26 protein-coding genes are annotated in these 19,037 nt (G+C 71.1%); 19 read left to right on the forward strand and 7 right to left on the reverse strand.

Features of this window, described 5'->3' with window-relative positions:
- Both ALI22I_RS50965 and ALI22I_RS19480 read left to right on the forward strand, forming a co-directional pair.
- Positions 1-156 carry a hypothetical protein gene (locus ALI22I_RS50965; RefSeq protein WP_179118278.1) on the forward strand — a complete coding sequence of 52 codons (156 nt, stop codon included), beginning with the start codon at positions 1-3 and terminating at the stop codon, positions 154-156.
- 47 nt (positions 157-203) lie between these two features.
- Positions 204-794, forward strand: coding sequence for a TetR/AcrR family transcriptional regulator (locus ALI22I_RS19480; protein ID WP_077006933.1), 591 nt, complete (start codon positions 204-206; stop codon positions 792-794).
- Here the strand turns inward: ALI22I_RS19480 and ALI22I_RS19485 are convergent.
- Positions 766-1,281, reverse strand: coding sequence for an RNA 2'-phosphotransferase (locus ALI22I_RS19485; protein WP_238598449.1), 516 nt, complete (start codon positions 1,279-1,281; stop codon positions 766-768). The genes ALI22I_RS19480 and ALI22I_RS19485 overlap by 29 nt on opposite strands.
- A gap of 49 nt (positions 1,282-1,330) precedes the next feature.
- The gene (soxR, locus tag ALI22I_RS19490; protein WP_077006935.1) at positions 1,331-1,792 is read right to left on the reverse strand and encodes a redox-sensitive transcriptional activator SoxR; all 462 of its coding nucleotides are present in this window, start codon (positions 1,790-1,792) and stop codon (positions 1,331-1,333) included.
- A 53-nt stretch (positions 1,793-1,845) separates the two neighbouring features.
- Here soxR and ALI22I_RS19495 point away from each other — a divergent pair, with 53 nt between their 5' ends.
- The 5 genes from ALI22I_RS19495 (at position 1,846) to priA (ending at position 5,423) form a co-directional block, all read left to right on the forward strand.
- Positions 1,846-2,550: a transketolase gene (locus ALI22I_RS19495; RefSeq protein WP_077006936.1), complete on the forward strand. Its 705-nt coding sequence runs from the start codon at positions 1,846-1,848 to the stop codon at positions 2,548-2,550.
- Positions 2,547-3,446 carry a transketolase family protein gene (locus ALI22I_RS19500; protein ID WP_077006937.1) on the forward strand — a complete coding sequence of 300 codons (900 nt, stop codon included), beginning with the start codon at positions 2,547-2,549 and terminating at the stop codon, positions 3,444-3,446. The genes ALI22I_RS19495 and ALI22I_RS19500 overlap by 4 nt, the downstream gene beginning before the upstream one ends.
- Positions 3,447-3,455: 9 nt before the next feature.
- Positions 3,456-3,929, forward strand: coding sequence for a hypothetical protein (locus ALI22I_RS49355; RefSeq protein WP_077006938.1), 474 nt, complete (start codon positions 3,456-3,458; stop codon positions 3,927-3,929).
- Between the two features lie 111 nt (positions 3,930-4,040).
- Positions 4,041-4,679, forward strand: coding sequence for an imidazole glycerol phosphate synthase subunit HisH (hisH, locus tag ALI22I_RS19510; RefSeq protein WP_077006939.1), 639 nt, complete (start codon positions 4,041-4,043; stop codon positions 4,677-4,679).
- A gap of 9 nt (positions 4,680-4,688) precedes the next feature.
- A complete protein-coding gene (priA, locus tag ALI22I_RS19515; RefSeq protein WP_077006940.1) occupies positions 4,689-5,423 on the forward strand; it encodes a bifunctional 1-(5-phosphoribosyl)-5-((5-phosphoribosylamino)methylideneamino)imidazole-4-carboxamide isomerase/phosphoribosylanthranilate isomerase PriA in 735 nt (244 codons plus the stop codon).
- Here the strand turns inward: priA and ALI22I_RS19520 are convergent.
- The 3 genes from ALI22I_RS19520 to ALI22I_RS19530 form a co-directional block, all read right to left on the reverse strand.
- Positions 5,386-6,111: a Clp protease N-terminal domain-containing protein gene (locus ALI22I_RS19520; RefSeq protein ID WP_077006941.1), complete on the reverse strand. Its 726-nt coding sequence runs from the start codon at positions 6,109-6,111 to the stop codon at positions 5,386-5,388. The two genes, priA and ALI22I_RS19520, sit on opposite strands and share 38 nt — an antisense overlap.
- A gap of 32 nt (positions 6,112-6,143) precedes the next feature.
- The gene (locus ALI22I_RS19525) at positions 6,144-6,440 is read right to left on the reverse strand and encodes a PPOX class F420-dependent oxidoreductase (protein WP_338013502.1); all 297 of its coding nucleotides are present in this window, start codon (positions 6,438-6,440) and stop codon (positions 6,144-6,146) included.
- Positions 6,441-6,598: 158 nt separating this feature from the next.
- Complete coding sequence (locus ALI22I_RS19530) at positions 6,599-6,802, reverse strand: cold-shock protein (RefSeq protein WP_033437808.1); 204 nt, start codon at positions 6,800-6,802, stop codon at positions 6,599-6,601.
- A gap of 254 nt (positions 6,803-7,056) precedes the next feature.
- On the opposite strand from ALI22I_RS19530, the gene hisF reads away from it, so the two are divergent.
- Genes hisF through hisI form a run of 3 tightly spaced genes read left to right on the forward strand, consistent with a single transcriptional unit; the run spans position 7,057 to position 8,548 of the window.
- A complete protein-coding gene (hisF, locus tag ALI22I_RS19535) occupies positions 7,057-7,830 on the forward strand; it encodes an imidazole glycerol phosphate synthase subunit HisF (RefSeq protein ID WP_077006942.1) in 774 nt (257 codons plus the stop codon).
- Positions 7,830-8,207 carry a hypothetical protein gene (locus ALI22I_RS19540; RefSeq protein WP_077006943.1) on the forward strand — a complete coding sequence of 126 codons (378 nt, stop codon included), beginning with the start codon at positions 7,830-7,832 and terminating at the stop codon, positions 8,205-8,207. Before hisF ends, ALI22I_RS19540 begins: the two co-directional genes overlap by 1 nt.
- Positions 8,204-8,548 (forward strand): phosphoribosyl-AMP cyclohydrolase, encoded by a 345-nt coding sequence (gene hisI, locus ALI22I_RS19545; RefSeq protein WP_077006944.1) that lies wholly within the window; start codon positions 8,204-8,206, stop codon positions 8,546-8,548. The genes ALI22I_RS19540 and hisI overlap by 4 nt, the downstream gene beginning before the upstream one ends.
- 36 nt (positions 8,549-8,584) lie before the next feature.
- Here hisI and ALI22I_RS19550 read toward each other — a convergent pair whose 3' ends face one another.
- The gene (locus ALI22I_RS19550; RefSeq protein ID WP_077006945.1) at positions 8,585-9,199 is read right to left on the reverse strand and encodes a TetR/AcrR family transcriptional regulator; all 615 of its coding nucleotides are present in this window, start codon (positions 9,197-9,199) and stop codon (positions 8,585-8,587) included.
- A 106-nt stretch (positions 9,200-9,305) separates the two neighbouring features.
- Between ALI22I_RS19550 and ALI22I_RS19555 the strand changes: the two genes are divergently transcribed.
- The 8 genes from ALI22I_RS19555 to ALI22I_RS19590 all read left to right on the forward strand — a co-directional run bounded on the left by ALI22I_RS19555 (position 9,306) and on the right by ALI22I_RS19590 (position 16,809).
- Positions 9,306-10,847, forward strand: coding sequence for an anthranilate synthase component I (locus ALI22I_RS19555; RefSeq protein WP_077006946.1), 1,542 nt, complete (start codon positions 9,306-9,308; stop codon positions 10,845-10,847).
- Complete coding sequence (locus ALI22I_RS19560) at positions 10,840-11,334, forward strand: Trp biosynthesis-associated membrane protein (RefSeq protein WP_083751842.1); 495 nt, start codon at positions 10,840-10,842, stop codon at positions 11,332-11,334. The genes ALI22I_RS19555 and ALI22I_RS19560 overlap by 8 nt, the downstream gene beginning before the upstream one ends.
- A gap of 209 nt (positions 11,335-11,543) precedes the next feature.
- Positions 11,544-12,353 carry an indole-3-glycerol phosphate synthase TrpC gene (gene trpC, locus ALI22I_RS19565; RefSeq protein WP_077006948.1) on the forward strand — a complete coding sequence of 270 codons (810 nt, stop codon included), beginning with the start codon at positions 11,544-11,546 and terminating at the stop codon, positions 12,351-12,353.
- A gap of 31 nt (positions 12,354-12,384) precedes the next feature.
- On the forward strand, positions 12,385-13,608 hold the full coding sequence (trpB, locus tag ALI22I_RS19570) for a tryptophan synthase subunit beta (protein ID WP_077006949.1): 1,224 nt from the start codon (positions 12,385-12,387) through the stop codon (positions 13,606-13,608).
- Positions 13,605-14,390 (forward strand): tryptophan synthase subunit alpha, encoded by a 786-nt coding sequence (gene trpA / locus ALI22I_RS19575; RefSeq protein WP_077006950.1) that lies wholly within the window; start codon positions 13,605-13,607, stop codon positions 14,388-14,390. The genes trpB and trpA overlap by 4 nt, the downstream gene beginning before the upstream one ends.
- A gap of 156 nt (positions 14,391-14,546) precedes the next feature.
- Entirely contained in the window at positions 14,547-15,104 is a 558-nt protein-coding gene (locus tag ALI22I_RS19580; RefSeq protein ID WP_238598450.1) for a Uma2 family endonuclease, read from the forward strand.
- Positions 15,105-15,109: 5 nt separating this feature from the next.
- Positions 15,110-16,138, forward strand: coding sequence for a prolipoprotein diacylglyceryl transferase (lgt, locus tag ALI22I_RS19585; protein ID WP_083751843.1), 1,029 nt, complete (start codon positions 15,110-15,112; stop codon positions 16,136-16,138).
- Between the two features lie 5 nt (positions 16,139-16,143).
- A complete protein-coding gene (locus ALI22I_RS19590; RefSeq protein ID WP_077006952.1) occupies positions 16,144-16,809 on the forward strand; it encodes a response regulator transcription factor in 666 nt (221 codons plus the stop codon).
- 27 nt (positions 16,810-16,836) lie between these two features.
- Here ALI22I_RS19590 and ALI22I_RS19595 read toward each other — a convergent pair whose 3' ends face one another.
- On the reverse strand, positions 16,837-17,370 hold the full coding sequence (locus ALI22I_RS19595) for an AMIN-like domain-containing (lipo)protein (RefSeq protein WP_077006953.1): 534 nt from the start codon (positions 17,368-17,370) through the stop codon (positions 16,837-16,839).
- 74 nt (positions 17,371-17,444) lie between these two features.
- On the opposite strand from ALI22I_RS19595, the gene ALI22I_RS19600 reads away from it, so the two are divergent.
- On the forward strand, positions 17,445-18,800 hold the full coding sequence (locus tag ALI22I_RS19600) for a sensor histidine kinase (protein WP_077006954.1): 1,356 nt from the start codon (positions 17,445-17,447) through the stop codon (positions 18,798-18,800).
- Positions 18,801-19,037 lie beyond the last annotated feature (237 nt).

Raw genomic sequence — 19,037 nt, forward strand, 5'->3', positions numbered from 1 at the left:
ATGCCGAAGGAATACGTGGTCATCGGCCTGTTGGCGTTGGCCGGTTTCCTGATCGGCGGTGTCTACAGCACCTGGAAGACGGCCCGGGGTCTGGCGATCGTGCTGATCGTGCTCACCCTGGTCTCGTTGGGCGCCGCCCTGACCTGGCTGCTGTAGCCCGCACGGGCGCGGGCGGGTTTGGCTGTCTGCGTATGGTTGGTCACATGTCGTCACCGGGTGAGGCCATCATCACCGTCGGTCGTCCCCGGGAACGGGCCGACGCCGCCCGCAACCGGGCCCGCGTGCTCGCCGCCGCGGAAGAGGTGTTCGCGGCCGCCGGTGGGGCGGTCGGCGTGACGATGGAGGACATCGCGCGTGCTGCCGGGGTCGGCCGCGCGACGCTCTACCGGCGTTACCCGGACACGACGTCGATCGCGCAGGCGCTGCTGGACGAGCACGAGTACGAGATCCAGGAGAGCATCCTCACCGGACCGCCGCCGCTCGGGCCGGGCGCGCCACCGGACGAGCGGCTGGCCGCGTTCTACCGGACCATGGTCGGCCTGCTGGAACGGCACCTGCACCTGGTCCTCGGCGCGGAGACGGGCCGGGCCCGGTTCCGGGCCGGGGCGTACGGGTTCTGGCGGCGGCACGTCGCCGGGCTGGTGGACGGGGCTCCGACGGCCGTCGTGGACGCCCTGATGGCGCCGCTGGCCCCCGAGGTCTACCAGTACCAGAGACAGGTGCGCGGCCTCGGCCCGGACGAGGTGGTCGCGGGCTTGGACTGGCTCACGAGACGTGTTCTCGCAGGTAGTTAGGGGGCACGGCGGCAGCCAGCCACACGCCGTTCGTACTCACCCGGAACTCGTGCCCGTCGCCTGCCATGGCGGCCGCGTCGACCGCCAGCACCACCGGCTTCCCCCGGCGTGACCCGACCCGCACCGCCGTCTCGACCGAGGCGGACAGGTGCACGTCGTGCCGCGACATCGGCCGCAGCCCCTCCCGCAGGATGTCGGGCAGGTACCGGGCCACCGTCCCGTGGAACAGCACCGGCGGCGGCGGGACAACGGGCAGGTCCAGCTCCACCGCCACGGTGTGGCCCTGGCTGGCCCGGATGCGCCCGTCCACGATCTCGTACCGCTGCTTGTCGTTGCGCGCCACGACTTCCAGCACGTTCTCGCGGCTCACGCCCAGGGCGTCGAGGAACTCGTCCAGGTCCACCCAACCCGCCGGGTCCAGGGTCAACCCCACTCGTCCCGGGTCGTGGCGGAGGTGTTTCGACATCCGCTTCGACAAGCGGATCATTTCCTTCTCTTGCACGACCCCCAGTGCAGCACGACCGCGCAACCGGATATCAGGTGCCGCCCTCGATGACGGGCTTCAGCTTCGGCGCCCCCGGGCCGTCCACGGCCTGCTCGTCCTCGAAGTTGTGCAGGAAGCAGCTGCGCAACGACAGGCACCCGCACCCGATGCACGACGTCAGCCGGTCCCGCAGCCGCCGCAGCGCGTCGATCCGGGCGTCCAGCTCGGTCTGCCAGCTGGTGGACAGCCTGCTCCAGTCGGACTTGGTCGGCGTGCGGTTGTCCGGCAGCGTCGCCAACGCGGCGTGCACGTCCTCCAGCGACAGCCCCACCCGCTGCGCGGTGCGGATGAACGCCAGCCGCCGCAACACCGACCGCGCGTACCGGCGCTGGTTGCCCGCCGTCCGCTCGGACGCGATCAGTCCCCGTTCCTCGTAGAACCTCAACGCGGTGTGCGGCACGCCGCTGCGTTCGGCCACCTGACCGATGGTCAACACTTCCGGCAACTTGCTCACGTGCCCATCCTATGGGTTGACCTCCACCTAAGTCGAAGTTGTTTGGTGGGTGCATGGCAGTCAAGAGCTCAGTCGGGAACGAGTCGGGCTTCGCGGCGATCCCCGCGTTGTTCCGGCGGATGACAGGGGACGAGAAGCACGAGTGGGCCGCGGCGTCCACGCTGGACGTGCTCTGGGTGCTCTACGACCGGGTGCTGGACGTCTCGCCGGACCGGGTCGACGACCCGGACCGGGACCGGTTCCTGCTGTCCAAGGGGCACGGCCCGATGGCGTACTACGCCGTGCTGGCCGCGAAGGGCTACCTAGAACCATCCACGTTGGACACTTGGACGGCGTGGGACTCGCCGCTGGGCCAACACCCGGACCGGGTGCTGGTCAACGGCGTCGAGATCAGCAGCGGCTCGCTGGGGCACGGCCTGCCGATCGCCGTCGGCAACGCCCTGGGCCTGCGCGCCCAGGGCCGCACGGCGCGGACGTTCGTGCTGGTCGGCGACGCGGAGCTGGACGAGGGCAGCAACCACGAGGCGATCGCGCTGGCCGGGCGGCTCGGGCTGGACCGGCTGGTCACCGTGGTGGTGGACAACAAGTCCGGCACGTACGGCTGGCCCGGCGGGGTGGCCCGGCGGTTCGAGATCGAGGGCTGGCAGACGTCCACAGTGGACGGCAAGGATCACGACGCGCTGTATGGGGCGTTCACGCAGGACCACACCGGCCGGCCGTTGGTCGTGGTGGCGGAGATCGGCAAGGGGGAGCGATGACTTCGATGCGACAGGTGTTCGTGGACACCGTCGAGGACGTGATGCGGTACGACCCGCGGGTGGCGGTCGTGCTGGCGGAGATCTCGCGGGACGCGTTCGCACCGCACGAACGGGTGTTCAACGTCGGCATCCGGGAGCAGGCACTGGTCGGCGTCGGCAGCGGGCTGGCGTTGAGCGGGATGCGGCCCGTGGTGCACACCTACGCGCCGTTCCTGGTCGAGCGACCGTTCGAGCAGATCAAGCTGGACTTCGGCCACCAGGACGTGGGCGGGGTGCTGGTCAGCATCGGCGGCTCCTACGACGACCCGGCGTGGGGTCGCACGCACCAGGCGCCCGGCGACGTGGCCCTGTTCGACACCCTGCCGGGCTGGACCGTGCGGGTGCCCGGCCACCCGGCCGAGGTCGAGCCGATCATCCGGGCCGCCCTGGCCGGCGACGACCGGATCTACGTCCGGCTGTCGCTGCGGCACAACGCCGCCCCGCACCCGGTGATCGAGGGGTTCACCGAGGTGCGGCGCGGCCGGCAGGGCGTGGTGGTTGCGGTCGGGCCGATGCTGGACACCGTGCTGGAGGCCAGCCGGGACGTGGACGTGACCGTGCTCTACGCGACCACCGTCCGGCCGTTCGACGCGGCCGGCCTCCAGGCCGCGGTGCACCGGGCCGATCAGGCGGACGTGCTGCTGGTCGAGCCCTACCTGGAGGGCACGTCCGCGCACCTCGCGGCCGAGGCGCTGGCCGACGTGCCGCACCGGCTGCGGTCCCTGGGCGTGCGGCGGGATGCCGAACTGCGCGCCTACGGCACCGCCGAGGACCACGATTCGGCGCACGACCTCGACGTGCTCGGCATCGCCGCGGCCGTGCGTCGGATGTTCGGCCACTCGGCCGCTGCGGCATGATCTCTGCCTGTGAGCGCGCCGAGAACCCTGATCTGGACACCCGCGCCGACCGCGGGGTTGCAGCTGAACCTGCACCGCGCGGCCGCGGGCCCGGCCGCCCTGGTCCCGGTGGCGTCCGGGACGGTGCTGCTGCCGCGCAGGCAGATCGGGTTCGCGGCGGCCTCCAGGCTGGCCGAGCAGGTCCGGGAGACCGGCGCGGCGGCGCTGCTGCTGCGCTGGTCACCCGGCGCCGAGGTGTGGACCGACGGTGAGCGGGCCGGGTCGACGGGGTCGGCCCGGCGACTGGTCGGCCTGCTCCGCTGGTGGCGGCTGGACGCCCGGCCACGCCCCGCCGACCTGCCCGCCGACGTCGCCGAGGTCCGCGCCCTGGTCGACGAGGGCCGCGCCGACACGTGGGTGACCGCCCTGCCCGACCGGGCCGGCCTGCCCATCAACACGGTCCTGCCCGTGGTCCCCGTCACCCAGGGCGGAGGCTTGACCTGACCACCTGAGGTCGCCTCTGCCCTTAACGCGCCCACCCCGCGAGGTCGACTTCCAGGCGACCGAGCCCGCCGTCTGCGGAGCAGCGGCAATCCAACACAGTACGCTGACCAGGTGCCTCGAGTCGTTGTGTTGGACTACGGATTCGGCAACATCCGCTCCGCCGAACGCGCGCTCCAGCGCGTTGGCGCCGACGTGGAGGTGACGGCCGACCATCGCGCCGCACTCGACGCCGACGGCCTGGTGGTGCCCGGTGTCGGCGCGTTCGCGGCGTGCATGGCAGGGCTCGACTCGATCAAGGGCGGCCGGCTCATCGGCCGGCGGCTCGCCGGCGGACGTCCGGTGCTGGGCATCTGCGTCGGTATGCAGATCCTGTTCGAGCGGGGCATCGAGCACGGGGTGCTCACCGAGGGCTGCGGCGAGTGGCCCGGCACGGTGGAGCGGCTGGAGGCCCCGGTCGTGCCGCACATGGGCTGGAACACGGTCCGCGCGCCCGAGGACACCAGGCTGTTCGCCGGTCTCGACCCGGACACCCGGTTCTACTTCGTGCACTCCTACGGGGTGCGCGAGTGGGAGCTGGACTCCTCCTCCGGCACGCTCAAGGCGCCGCTGGTGACGTGGGCCGAGCACGGCGGTGACGAGTTCGTCGCGGCGGTGGAGAACGGGCCGCTGTGGGCCACCCAGTTCCACCCGGAGAAGTCCGGCGACGCGGGCGCGCACCTGCTGGAGAACTGGGTCAAGAGCTTCAACTAGGCTGTTCGCGTGACTTTCACGCTGCTCCCGGCTGTTGACGTGGCCGACGGCCTGGCCGTTCGACTGGTTCAAGGCGAGGCCGGTACCGAGACCTCGTACGGCGACCCGTTGGACGCCGCCCTCGCGTGGCAGCGCGACGGCGCCGAGTGGGTGCACCTGGTCGACCTCGACGCCGCGTTCGGCCGCGGCAGCAACCGCGATTTGCTGGCCCGCGTGGTCGGCGAGCTGGACGTGCAGGTGGAGCTGTCCGGTGGCATCCGCGACGACGCGTCGCTGGCGGCGGCGTTGGCCACCGGCTGCGCGCGGGTGAACCTGGGTACGGCCGCGCTGGAGGACCCGGTGTGGTGCGCGAAGGTCGTCGCCGAGCACGGCGAGAAGATCGCGGTCGGCCTGGACGTGCGGATCACCGAGCAGGGCCACCGGGTGGCCGCGCGCGGCTGGACGAAGGACGGCGGCGACCTGTGGGAGGTGCTGGAGCGGCTGGACCGCGACGGCTGCGCCCGCTACGTCGTCACGGACGTGGGCAAGGACGGCACGCTCCAGGGCCCGAACGTGGACCTGCTGCGCGAGGTGTGCGCGCGCACCGACGCGCCGGTGATCGCCTCCGGTGGCGTGTCCAGTGTGGACGACCTGATCGCGTTGTCGGGGCTGGTCCGCGACGGCGTGGAGGGCGCGATCGTGGGCAAGGCGCTCTACGCGGGCGCGTTCACGCTCCCGGAGGCACTTGCCGCTGTGCGCGGCTGATCGCGTCCTTGATCTCCCGGACGACGTAGGCGTCCGCGGCCTCCCAGGTCACGCCCGTGCTGGCCAGGGCCTTGGCCGCGGTGCCCTCGCCCTCGGCGAGCAGGCCGAGCAGCAGGTGCTCGGTGCCCACGAAGTGGTGGCCGTGGCGCAGTGACGCGCGCACAGCCAGTTCCAGCGCCTTCTTGCAGTGCGTGGTGAACGGCTGCTGCTCGGGCCGCTGCCGGACCGTGCCGTCCAGCTCGTTGAGCACGGCCATCCGCGTGGTGCCCTCGGCGGCTTCCAGCTTGGCGATCGTCTTCGCGGCCAGCCCACCGGACTCGTCCAGCAGACCGAGCAGCAGGTGCTCGGTGCCGATGTGCTCGCTGAACCGGGCGTGGTGCCGGGCCAGCACGATGACCCGCCGCGCCCGGTCGGTGTAGCGGTCGAAGCTCGGCTTGAGGTCCGGCGACTCCTTGGGCACGAACCGCTTCTGCGCGGCCTGCTTGGTGACGCCGATGCTCTCGCCGATGTCGGTCCAACTCGCGCCCGCGCGCCGCGCCTCGTCCACGAAGTGGCCGATGAGGTGGTCGCCCAGCTCGTCGAGCTGGCCGCTCAGCTCCACGGCGGCGGCCAGCCTGCCCAGCACGTCGGGGTGTTCCGACGCGACGGTGACGATGAGGTCCGTGAGCTGGACCGGAGCGGTGACCACCCGTCAACTCTAGGTTGACGCGGGCCTGCGGGTCAACTTCGGGTTGACGCCTTGATCTCGATGCCGACCGTGCCCTCGCGGCCCCGTCGGATGCGGCTGCCGAGCAGGGTGAGCCTGCCCATGACGCCGTACTTCTTCGCGATGAGGGACCGGACCCGGTCGCTGTCGGCCTGGTCGAGCAGCCGGGCGGTGGCCGGGACCTGCTCGCCGGTGGGGTTGCCCTTGAAGTCGCACGGCCCGACCTCGACCTCGCCGCTGCGGCGGATGCGCTTGACCTTGCCCGCGTCGGCGGCGGACCACGCGTACATCGTGTCGCCCTCACTGGCCACTCAGACGGGTGTCGGCACGGCGGTGCCGTTCTTGCGGTAGGTGGTCAACAACAGGTACCTCCCGGCTGCGAGATCCATACCGGGAACGCTAGACGCCGTGGACACGCGAAAGAGCCCCGCTCCCACGAGGGGAACGGGGCTCTTCAGCCACGCTCAGGTCAGATGACCGTCACGTTGGTGGCCTGCGGGCCCTTAGCGCCCTGGCCGACATCGAAGCTCACGCGCTGGTTCTCTTCCAGGCTGCGGTAGCCGCCGCTCTGGATCTCCGAGTAGTGGACGAACACGTCCGCGCCACCGTCCTCGGGGGAGATGAAGCCGAAGCCCTTCTCCGAGTTGAACCACTTCACGGTGCCCTGCGCCATGCTTTTACTCCTCATACAGCTACCAACGGGGCGAACGCACCCGCTGGGGCCGGTCCAAACGCTGACCCTGAGGAATCACACGCTCAAACGCGTTTCGCGAGCGTGGATGACACGAACACAAAACTTGCGACCTCCAATAGTGAACCACACTTTCGGCCCCACGTCTCTACCCATCGGCGTGTCCTACGTCGCCGCGCGTGTCCCACCCCCTGGGGGAGCCGGCCGCGCGGGGCGCCCGCGATAGGCTTTTACCCATGTCAGTAGCGGTGCGCGTGATCCCCTGCCTCGACGTCGACCGGGGTCGGGTGGTGAAGGGCGTGAACTTCACCAACCTCGTCGACGCGGGCGACCCGGTCGAGCTGGCGCGGGCCTACGACGCCGAAGGCGCGGACGAGCTGACGTTCCTCGACGTGACGGCGTCCTCCAGCGACCGCGAGACCACGTTCGACGTGGTCCGGCGCACCGCGGAGCAGGTGTTCATCCCGCTGACCGTGGGCGGTGGCGTGCGCAGCGCGGACGACGTGGACAAGCTGCTGCGCTCGGGCGCGGACAAAGTGAGCGTGAACACAGCCGCGATCGCCCGGCCGGAGCTGCTGGGCGAGCTGTCCCGCCGCTTCGGCGCCCAGTGCATCGTGCTGTCCGTGGACGCCCGGCGCGTGCCGGAGGGCGAGCAGCCGACGCCCTCGGGGTTCGAGGTGACCACGCACGGCGGCCGCAAGGGCACCGGCATCGACGCGGTCGAGTGGGCCGCGCGGGGCCAGGAGCTGGGCGTCGGCGAGATCCTGCTGAACTCCATGGACGCCGACGGCACCAAGGCCGGGTTCGACCTGGAGCTGATCCGGCTGACCCGCAAGGTGGTCGACGTGCCGCTGATCGCCAGCGGCGGCGCGGGCGCGGTGGAGCACTTCCCGCCCGCCGTGGCCGAGGGCGCGGACGCCGTACTCGCGGCCAGCGTCTTCCACTTCGGCACGCTGCGGATCGGCGAGGTGAAGCGCGGCCTGCGCGACGCGGGCGTGGTGGTGCGCTGATGCTCAAGCCGCGCAACGCGCCCACCGAAGCGTTCTTCGCGTCCCTGATCGGCGCGGCCGGTGGCCTGCTGTTCGTCCTGATGGGTCTGATCCAGTGGCAGGTCGAGGACGACGCCGCCTGGATCAGGTTCCCGGTGATCGTCGCGGCGTTGGAGCTGCTGGCGGTGGGCGGCCTGGTGGCGGGCCTGCGCCCGGCCCGGCTGACCGCCGCGTTCCTGTTCGGCCTGGTGGCGCTGATCCACCTGCTCGCCGTGCTCAACCAGGGTCCGGTGTGGATCCGCGTGGTGTCCGGTGTGCTGTCCGCCGCGCACGTCTTCGCCGTGGTGCTGCTCAACACCCGCCCGGCCCGGATCCACTTCCTCGGAGGACAGCGGTGACCAGCACGCTCGACCCGTCCATCGCGTCCCGGCTCAAGCGCACCGCCGACGGCCTGGTGTGCGCCGTGGCGCAGCGGCGCGGCACCGGGGAGGTGCTGATGGTGGCGTGGATGGACGACGAGGCCCTGCACCGCACGCTCACCACCCGCCGTGCCACGTACTACTCGCGCAGCCGGCAGCAGCTGTGGGTGAAGGGCGAGACGTCCGGGCACACGCAGTACGTGCACGAGGTGCGGCTGGACTGCGACGGCGACACCCTGCTGCTGGTCGTGGACCAGGTCGGCGCGGCCTGCCACACCGGCGACGCGACCTGCTTCGACTCGGACGTGCTGCTCGGCTGACGTCCTGGCCGAGCCCGACCGGGCCTCGGTCGAGTCTCAGTCGATGTCCCCGGTGAGGTAGCGCTGGAGGTTCGGCGCGATGGCCTTGACCATCGTGTCCACGTCCGCCGACGCGAACGGCTCCAGCCTGATCACGTACCGCGCCATGCCCATGCCGAAGATCTGGCTGGCCAGCAGGGTCGCGCGGAACTCGGCGTCCGGCGCGTCGATGTGCGAGGTGAGCCGCTTCAGCAGGGTCTGCACGAAGAAGCCGCGCAGCACATCGGCGACCTGTTCGTGCGAGGTCACGCTGCGCACCAGCGCGGCGAACTGGCCGCCGCCGATGGGGTCCCACACGCCGAGGAAGTTGCGCACGATCCGTTCGCCGATCTCCTCGACCGGGCCGTCGAGCAACCGTTCCACCAGCGCGTTCGGGTCGACCGGCACCTGGAGCACGGCCTTGGCGAACAGCCCTTCCTTGCCGCCGAACCAGTGGTTGACCATCGCCGCGTCCACGCCGGCCCGCGCGGCGATGGACCGCACCGTCGCACCCTCGTAGCCGCGTTCGACGAACACCTCGCGGGCCGCGGCCAGCAGCGCGGCCTTGGTGTCCTCGCCGCCCGCCCGTCGGCCGCGGCGCTTGGGTTCGGTTTGGTCCGGGCTCTGGTTCACGCCATCATCATGGGTGATGGCCCGCGCTTTTTCAACGCGCGATGAAATACCGGGGGTCCAGACCGCCGGTGCGGGCACGGCTGGGACAACCGGCACAATGTCGCCCATGGTGAGCGTCATCGGTGCAGGCGCGGGTCTGGGCGAGGTCAGCCCCACGCGCGAGGAGTTCCGCGAGCTGGCGGCCCAACGACGGGTCATCCCGGTGGTGCGGCGGCTGCTGGCGGACGCGGAGACACCGGTCGGCCTGTACCGCAAACTCGCGGCGGACCGTCCCGGCACGTTCCTGTTCGAGTCGGCCGAGAACGGCCGCTCCTGGTCGCGCTGGTCGTTCGTCGGCGCGCGCAGCGCGGGCTCGCTGACCGCGACCGGCGGTGAGGCGTTCTGGCAGGGACCGCACCCGGTCGGCCTGCCCGAGGGCGGCGACCCGCTGGTGGCGTTGCGGGAGACCATCGAGGTGCTGCGCACCGACCCGCTGCCCGGTCTGCCGCCGCTGACCGGCGGCATGGTCGGCTACATCGGCTACGACGCCGTGCGCAGGCTGGAGCGGCTGCCGTCGTTGGCCGAGGACGACCTGAAGGTGCCCGAGCTGGTCATGCTGCTGGCCACCGACCTGGCCGCGCTGGACCACCACGAGGGCACCGTCACGCTCATCGCCAACGCCATCAACTGGGACGATTCACCGGAACGGGTGGACGCGGCGTACGACGACGCGGTGGCCCGCCTCGACCGGATGACGCACGACCTGCACAGCGCGGCGCCGCCCACGATCGCGGTGTTCGCCCGACCGAAGCCGGAGTTCGTCCGCCGCCGGTCCCAGCAGGAGCACTACGCGGTGGTGGAGAAGGCCAAGGAGGCCATCCGCGCCGGTGAGGCGTTCCAGGTCGTGCTGTCGCAGCGGTTCGAGATGCGCACCACCGCCGACCCGCTGGACATCTACCGCGTGCTGCGCACGTCCAACCCCAGCCCGTACATGTACCTGCTGCGGTTGGAAGACTTCGACATCGTCGGGTGCAGCCCCGAGTCGCTGGTGACCGTGCGCGACGGCAAGGCCACCACTCACCCCATCGCGGGCACCCGGTGGCGTGGCGTCGACGAGGAGGAAGACGCCCTGCTGGAGAAGGACCTGCTGGCCGACCACAAGGAACGCGCCGAGCACCTGATGCTGGTCGACCTGGGCCGCAACGACCTGGGCCGGGTGTGCAAGCCGGGTTCGGTGACCGTGGTCGACTTCTTCAAGGTCGAGCGGTACAGCCACGTCATGCACATCGTGTCCACGGTCAGCGGCGAACTGGCCGAGGGCAAGACGGCGTTCGACGCGGTCGCGGCGTGCTTCCCGGCCGGCACCCTGTCCGGCGCGCCGAAACCGCGCGCGATGGAGCTGATCGAGGAACTGGAACCGACCCGGCGCGGCCTGTACGGCGGCGTGGTCGGCTACCTGGACTTCGCCGGCGACGCGGACACCGCCATCGCCATCCGGACCGCCCTGGTGCGCGACGGCGTGGCGTACGTGCAGGCGGGCGGCGGCATCGTGGCCGACTCCGACCCGGTCGCCGAGGACAACGAGTGCCTGAACAAGGCGGGTGCGGTGCTGTCGGCGATCGCCACCGCGCAGACCATGACCACGGCGGTGGACCCGGCCCGTGTCTGAGGTGCCCGCGCCCGGCGTGCGGCCGGACAGGCGTCCACTGTGGATCGTGGTGGCGCTGCTGCTGCTCGGCGCGGTGGCGTTGTGGGGCGCTTCGGGGATCACCTGGGACGCTTCGGCGGACCGTAGCGGCGCGGAAGTCGTGCCCGCACTGACGCCGTTGGCGTTGCTGTGCCTGGCCGCGATCGCCGCCGTGGTGGCGCTGAGCGGCTGGGTCCGGCGCGTCCTCGGCGTCGTGGTGCTCCTCGCGGGCGGCGTGGCGGCGTTCCAAGCAGTGGGAACCGACGGGCCGGTCCTCGGCCGCGGCCTGGTGTTCGCGGGCGCGTTGCTCGTGGTCGCGGCCGGTGCGCTGCTCGTCGTGCGCGGTTCGTCCATGCCCCGCTTGGGAGGCGGCTACCAGACACCCGGCGCGGCCAAGCGGACCGCCGATCCCGAGCGAGAGCTGTGGAACGCGCTGGAACGCGGCGACGATCCCACGGATCGGGACTGATCACGCGACGCCGGCCGGCGGACCGGCGGGTCCCGCACGTTTGCGCACGTCGGCTCGCAAGAACCCCGGCCATCAGCGCGAACGGGACTACCCGGTGGCCGGACGGGGTTCAGGGCGGGGTTAGCATCCTCGTGGCGGGAAGGGGTACATGACGTGCGGGAGCTTGCGACTGAACCGGAAGGCCTGACGGAGTCGGGCGAGGTGCTCGGATGACCGTGCTCGAGTCGATCATCGAAGGCGTCCGCGAGGACCTCGCCGTGCGCGAGGCGGCACTGCCCTTCGACGTGCTCAGGGAGAAGACGGCCAAGGTGCCGCCGCCGCAGGACGTGATGTCGATCCTGCGCGGACCGGGTGTCGGCGTCATCGCCGAGGTCAAGCGGCGCAGCCCATCCAAGGGCGCGCTGGCCGAGATCCCGGAGCCCGCGGAACTCGCCGCGCAGTACGAGCTCGGCGGCGCGCGGGCGATCAGCGTGCTGACCGAACAGCGCCGCTTCGGCGGGTCCCTGGCGGACTTCGACGCGGTGCGCGCGGCGGTGGGCGTCCCCCTGTTGCGCAAGGACTTCATCGTCAGCCCCTACCAGGTGCACGAGGCGCGCCTGCACGGCGCGGACCTGGTGCTGCTGATCGTGGCCGCCCTGGAGCAGAACGCGCTGGTCTCGCTGCTCGACCGGGTCGAGTCGCTGGGCATGACCGCGCTGGTCGAGGTGCACACGGCCGAGGAGGCCGACCGCGCGCTGGAGGCGGGGGCGAGCGTCATCGGCGTGAACGCCCGCAACCTGCACACCCTGGAAGTGGACAAGGACGTCTTCGGGCGGATCGCGCCCGGCCTGCCCTTCGACACCATCAAGATCGCCGAGTCCGGGGTCACCGGGCCGGGCGACCTGATGGCGTACGCGGGCGCGGGCGCCGACGCGGTGCTGGTCGGCGAGAGCCTGGTGACGAGCGGCGACCCCAAGGTCGCGGTGAACAAGCTGGTGACCGCGGGTTCCCACCCGGCGTGTCCCCGGCCCAGCCGGTAAGAACCGGTAAGAACCGGTAGGAGGAGTGCGCATGTCGCGCGGCCAGTTGGCTCCGACACCCCACGACCCGGACGAGCGGGGCCACTTCGGGCCGTGGGGCGGCCGGTTCATGCCGGAAGCGCTCATCGCCGCCGTGGACGAACTCGCCGCGTTCTACGAGAAGGCGCGGGTCGATCCGGAGTTCCTGGACGAGTTCGCCCGGCTGCTGCGCGACTTCGCCGGACGCCCCTCGCTGCTCACCGAGGCGCCCAAGTTCGCCGCCCACGCGGGCGGCGCACGGGTGTTCCTCAAGCGCGAGGACCTCAACCACACCGGCTCGCACAAGATCAACAACGTGCTGGGCCAGGCGCTGCTCACCAAGCGGATGGGCAAGAAGCGGGTCATCGCCGAGACCGGCGCAGGCCAGCACGGCGTGGCCACCGCCACCGCCTGCGCCCTGATGGGGCTTGAGTGCGTCGTCTACATGGGCGAGGTCGACACCGAGCGGCAGGCGCTGAACGTGGCCCGGATGCGGCTGCTCGGCGCGCGGGTCATCCCCGTGACGAACGGCTCCCGCACCCTGAAGGACGCCATCAACGAGGCGCTGCGCGACTGGGTCGCCAACGTCGACGACACGCACTACCTGCTCGGCACCGCCGCCGGGCCGCACCCGTTCCCGGTGCTCGTGCGCGACTTCCACCGGATCATCGGCATCGAGGCCCGTGAGCAGATCCTGGAGAAGGCCGGCCGGCTGCCCGACGTCGTCGCCGCGTGCGTCGGCGGCGGGTCCAACGCCATCGGCATCTTCCACGGGTTCATCGACGACCCGTCCGTGCGGCTGGTCGGCCTGGAGCCCGGCGGTGACGGCATCGACACCGCCCGGCACGGCGCGACGTTGACCGCCGGCACGCCCGGCTCGCTGCACGGCGCGATGTCCTACGTCCTGCAGGACTCCGACGGGCAGATCGCCGAGGCGCACTCCATCTCGGCCGGCTTGGACTACCCCGGCGTCGGGCCCGAGCACGCCCACCTGAAGGACACCGGGCGGGCCGAGTACCGGCCGGTGCCCGACGCCCAGGCGATGGAGGCGTTCGCGCTGCTGTCACGGGAAGAAGGCATCATCCCGGCGGTCGAGTCGGCGCACGCCCTGGCCGGCGCCCTGGTGCTGGGACGCGAGCTGGGACCGGAGGGGTTGATCCTGGTGAACCTGTCCGGTCGCGGCGACAAGGACATGGACACCGCGATCAAGTGGTTCGGGCTGGGGGTGGAGTCGTGAGCAGGCTCTCTTCGCTCTTCTCGGCTTGTCGGGCCGAGTCGCGGGCAGCCCTGATCGGGTACCTGCCCGCCGGCTACCCGTCGGTGGAGGGCTCGAAGGACGTGCTGCGGACGATGGTGTCGTCCGGGTGCGACCTGGTGGAGGTCGGCCTGCCGTTCTCCGACCCGGTGATGGACGGGCCGACCATCCAGCGCGCCGCCGAGCAGGCGTTGCGCGGCGGGTTCCGGGTGCGGGACCTGTTCGGCGTGGTCGAGTCCGTGGCGGCGGCCGGTGGGCGTGCGGTCGTGATGACGTACTGGAACCCGGTGCTGGCGTACGGGGCGGACCGGTTCGCGCGCGATCTGGCGGCGGCCGGCGGGCTCGGCGTGATCACGCCTGATCTCGTGCCCGACGAGGGCGCGGAGTGGATCGCGGCCACGGACGCGCACGACCTGGACCGGATCTTCCTGGTCGCGCCGTCGTCCACCGAGGAGCGCATCGGCCTGACCGCGCGGTCGTCCCGCGGCTTCCTCTACGCGACGTCGGTGATGGGCGTGACCGGCGCCCGCGATGTCGTCTCGTCGGCCGCTCCGGCGCTGGTCAAGCGCGTGCGTGAGCACACGGACATGCCGATCGGCGTCGGCCTGGGCGTGCGCAACGGCGCCCAGGCGGCGGAACTGGCGGCGTTCGCGGACGGCGTGATCGTGGGCTCCGCCTTCGTGTCCGCCGTGCAGGACGACACGGTCGCGGCCCTGACCGAAGAGTTGGCCACCGGGGTGCGCCAAGCTGCTGCGGCTGTTTAGTACGCACGTTCGAGTGAACTACTCCGTTCGAGGGCCTTGACGCCTCGATTTTGTCGGTGTGCGTCGGCACAGTGGGCACATGATCAAGCCCGCTCCCGACCCGGCGTGCCACACTGGCCTGCGTCGGGCTGTCTCCGGAGGTGATGTCGCATGGCGATGCCGGCCGACTACGAGTATTCGCACCCATTGCTGGACCACGACGGCCCATGGACGTTGGACGACGTCATGGCACTCCCCGAGGAAACACTGCAGCGGGTCGAGCTCGTCGACGGATCGCTGCTCATGAGCCCGGGTGGCACGGTTCGACACCAGCGGCTCGCTTCCCGTATCACGGAGGCTCTCCACGCTGCCTGTCCTCCTGGCCTGGAGGCGATCGCCGGGCTCAACCTCGAGGTGTCCGACACGCGGATGCTCATCGCCGACTTCACCGTGAACGTGGCAGGCGAAGACGGCCTGCTGCTGCCGGTGGCGGATCTACTGCTGGCCGGCGAGGTGTTGTCGCCAAGCAACAAGTTCAACGACCTCGTGCTGAAGCGGAAGCTCTACGCCGAGGCCGGTGTGCCGTTCTACCTGGTCGTAGACCCGAAGGATGCCGTGGCCGCCGCGACGTTGTTCGAACTGAAGGCAGGGGAGTACGTCGAGATCGCTCGCAGTGAGGACGGCGTGCTGAAGCTCGAACGACCCTTCCCGGTAACAATCGAGCTGTCCCTCTAGGACGGATGGGTACACCCACTACGGTGGTGGCCGTGGTGACGACTTACCTCGCGACGATCCCCAGCCCCGACCAGGGTGTGTGGCAACTGGGACCGATCCCGCTCCGCGCCTACGCGCTGTGCATCATCCTCGGCATCATCCTGGCGATCTGGTGGGGTGAACGGCGCTGGGTCGCCCGAGGCGGATTGAAGGGCGAAGTCACCGACATCGCCGTCTACGCCGTCCCGTTCGGGCTGGTCGGCGGTCGGCTCTACCACGTGGCGACGGACTACCCGAAGTACTTCGGTGAGGGCCGCAACCCGCTGGAGGCACTGGCCATCTGGAACGGCGGCCTGGGCATCTGGGGCGCCATCGCACTGGGTGGTGTGGGCGCGTGGATCGGGTGTCGGCGCAAGGGCATCCCGCTGCCCGCGATGGCGGACGCGCTGGCGCCCGGCATCGTCGTGGCGCAGGCCGTCGGCCGCCTCGGCAACTACTTCAACCAGGAGCTGTACGGCGGTCCCACCACGCTGCCGTGGGGTCTGGAGATCTACGAGCGGGTCGATCCGGCCACCGGCTTCAAGGACGACCTGGGCGGCGTGGCGCTGGACCACACGCCGATCGAGATCGTGCACCCGACGTTCCTCTACGAACTGCTGTGGAACGTCGGCGTCGCGCTGCTGATCGTGTGGGCCGACCGCAAGTTCCGACTGGGTCACGGACGGGTGTTCGCGCTGTACGTCGCGGGCTACACGGCCGGCCGGTTCTGGATCGAGCTCATGCGCACCGACCCGGCCACCGAGGTGTTCGGACTGCGGATCAACGTGATCACGTCCGTCGTCGTGTTCCTCGGCGCGATCGTCTACTTCGTGCTGGCCGCGAAGAAGGGCGACCGCGAGGTCATCGTGCGCACCGACCCCGACGAACCGAAACCCGAAACCGACGGTGACGGCACCGACGACACCGCCGCCGTCGACGACGAGGCGACGACCGTCCCCGACACGAAGACCGCACCCGACAAGCCCACGGACACCGGCGACAAGCCGGACCAGTAGGAGCCATGCGCATCCTCGTCGTCGAAGATGACGACCGGGTGGCGCGTGGTCTGCTCACCGCACTCCGGCACGCGGGCTACGAAGTCCACCGGGTGGGCACCGCCGCCGCAGCACTGACCGCACCCCCGGCTGACGTCGTGCTGCTCGACCTCGGCCTGCCCGACGGCGACGGCCTCGACGTGCTGCGCGAACTCCGCCACCGCACCGGCACCGCGATCATCACCGTCACCGCGCGCGGCGAGGAACGGGAACGGGTCCTCGGCCTGCGCCTGGGCGCGGACGACTACGTCGTGAAGCCGTTCGGCACCGCCGAACTGCTCGCCCGCATAGAAGCAGTGCTCAGGCGCACCCGCTCCGCACGGGCCGCCGAAGTCGAGCACCAGATCACCCTCGGCCCGCTCACCCTGGACCCGGCCGGCCGCGAAGCCAGGATCAACGGCGAACCGGTGATCCTGACCCGCAAGGAATTCGACCTGCTCGCCCTGCTCGTCGGCCGGGCGGGCACGGTCGTCAGCCGCGACCTGATCGTGGACCAGGTGTGGCAGGCGCACTGGGAGGCGCCGTCACGCACGCTGGACACCCACATCGCCGCACTGCGCGGCAAACTCGGCGACGCCCTGCGCATCGAGACGATCCGGGGTGTGGGCTACCGGGTGGCAGCCCACACCTGACCGCGGATCACCACACCCGCCGACCGATCACCACACGTGCGCGACGTCCACCACGACCCGGCCGGGCAACGTGAACACCCGGAACGGCAGCAGGGCACGCACACCGAGCCCCACCGTCGTCTGCCCCTCGAACGACCCGGCCCACGCGACCTGCCGGAACGTCTGGAAACCGGTGACGTCCACCAGTTCGGCCGCGTTCGGGTAGGTGTAGGTCGGGTTGCCGTTCCCGTCGTAGGCCGGCGAGTGCACCGTGATCTGCAACTTCCCGTCACCGCGCAACGGCACCGGCTTGCCCGACCCCTCATGGGTCACCTCCGGCACGTACTGCACGTAATAGCCGTCGTTCACACCGGTGAAGTCGAACACCAGCCGGTCGTAGCACTCCTGCCGCCCCGCCCGGATGTTCGTCAACTGCCCGGTCGAGGCCGGCCACGCCACCTTCGGCCCCGACCCCCAGTCCACCGGCGCGCACACGGCCGGTGCGGCGGAAGCCGACATGACCGGCGCCACCACCGCGACGGCGGTCAGCGCCACGAGTAACAGTGCAACCTTGCGTAACATGCTGATTCCCCCTTCTCGCGGACCGAACAGCCCGCGAAAGTGAGACGCACGTCATCTCGGAAGGTTGCCTTCGCGTGCTGCGCCGCCTGCTGGTCCTCATCGTGCCGCTCTTGGTAGCCCTGGTGGCCGCCCTGGGCGTGCCGCTCGCGTTCGCCGTCGTGCAACGCGAGAGCCAGGAGACCTACCTGGACCGCTTGAGCGACGCCAGCCGGTTCGCCTCACTGGCCGAGAACGCCCTGGCGTCCGGCAGGCTCACCGCGCTGCGCGAGGAACTGCACCGCTACGACCAGCTCTACGGCATCTCGGCCGCCCTGGTGGGAACCGACGGCGGACTGGTCGCGTCCTCGCGCGAGCCGTTCCCGTTGAACGATCCGCAAGTGACCACGGGCCTCAAGGAGGCGCTCGTCGGCTTCCGCGGCGAAACCGACCCGTCGGTGTGGCCGTGGGAGCAGGCGAACCTGGTCGTGGTCGAACCGGTGGGCCGTGACAGCGAAGTGGTGGCGGCCGTCGTGACGATCTCCCCGACCGACGGCCTCAGATCCGCGATCCTGCGCCAATGGGGCGTGCTGGCCCTGATCGGCCTCATCCCCATGCTCGGCGTGGTCGCGGTCGCCTGGCCGATGTCCCGCTGGGTCCTGCGCCCCGTCCGCAAACTCGACGAGGCCACCGCGGCCGTCGCCGGCGGCCACCTGGACGCCCGCGCCGACGAACTCGGCGGCCCACCCGAACTCCGCAGACTGGCCGCCAGCTTCAACGCCATGGTCGACGTCGTGAGCCGCGCCCTCCGCAGACAACGCGCGTTCGTCTCGGACGCCTCCCACCAACTCCGCAACCCCCTGGCCAGCCTCCGCCTGGCAGTGGACAACATGGCCCCGTACGTCACCGGCGAAGCCGGCCGCGAGGCACAAAGCATCGCCGTGGACGAAGCCGAGGAAATGGGCCGCGTCCTGGACACCCTCCTGGCCGCGACCCGCCTGGACAGCGCCTCCGCCGCCGAACCGGTCGACGTCGACAACCTCCTCGCCACCCACGTCCCCGGCTGGCGAGCCCTGGCCGGCGCCATGGCCCTGGACGTCGACGTCCCACCCGGCCTCCGCGTGCTGGAACCCCCAGGCGGGCTGGGCAGCGTCCTGGACGAACTCGTCGGCAACGCCATCCGCCTCTCCGGCGGCACACACGTGAAGGTGTGGGGGAGGACCGCCGACGGCCAGGTCGAACTGCACGTCACCGACGACGGCGGCGGCCTGTCCGACCAGGAACGCGCCGACGCGATCAGCCGCTTCTGGCGCGCGCCACGCCACCAGAACATCGCCGGCACCGGCCTGGGACTGGCGATCTGCGCCGAACTGATCCAGTCCGCAGGCGGCGAGCTGGAGCTGCTGCCCGCCAAGCCGCACGGCCTGGACGCCGTGGTCCGCCTCAGCGCCTGAACCACCCGCTGCGCCGGAGCCGCCCGCCGCGCGGGCCTTGTCCGGCTTGGTGCGGTCCGGCTTGCGTGTGCGGACTGTGCGCTGACCGTGTGGTGCGCTGACCGTGCCAGTGCCAGTGCGGCCGCGCTGTGTGGCTGTGTGTCAGTGCCAGTGTGGCCGCGCTGTGTGCCGTGGGGGCCTACTGCCCGCCGGTGGTGCCGCCTCCTTCTATTCCGGCAACGTCAATGGTGCGCGGAA

Origin of the sequence: Saccharothrix sp. ALI-22-I (assembly GCF_001984175.1) — a bacterium.
GTDB lineage: Bacteria > Actinomycetota > Actinomycetes > Mycobacteriales > Pseudonocardiaceae > Actinosynnema.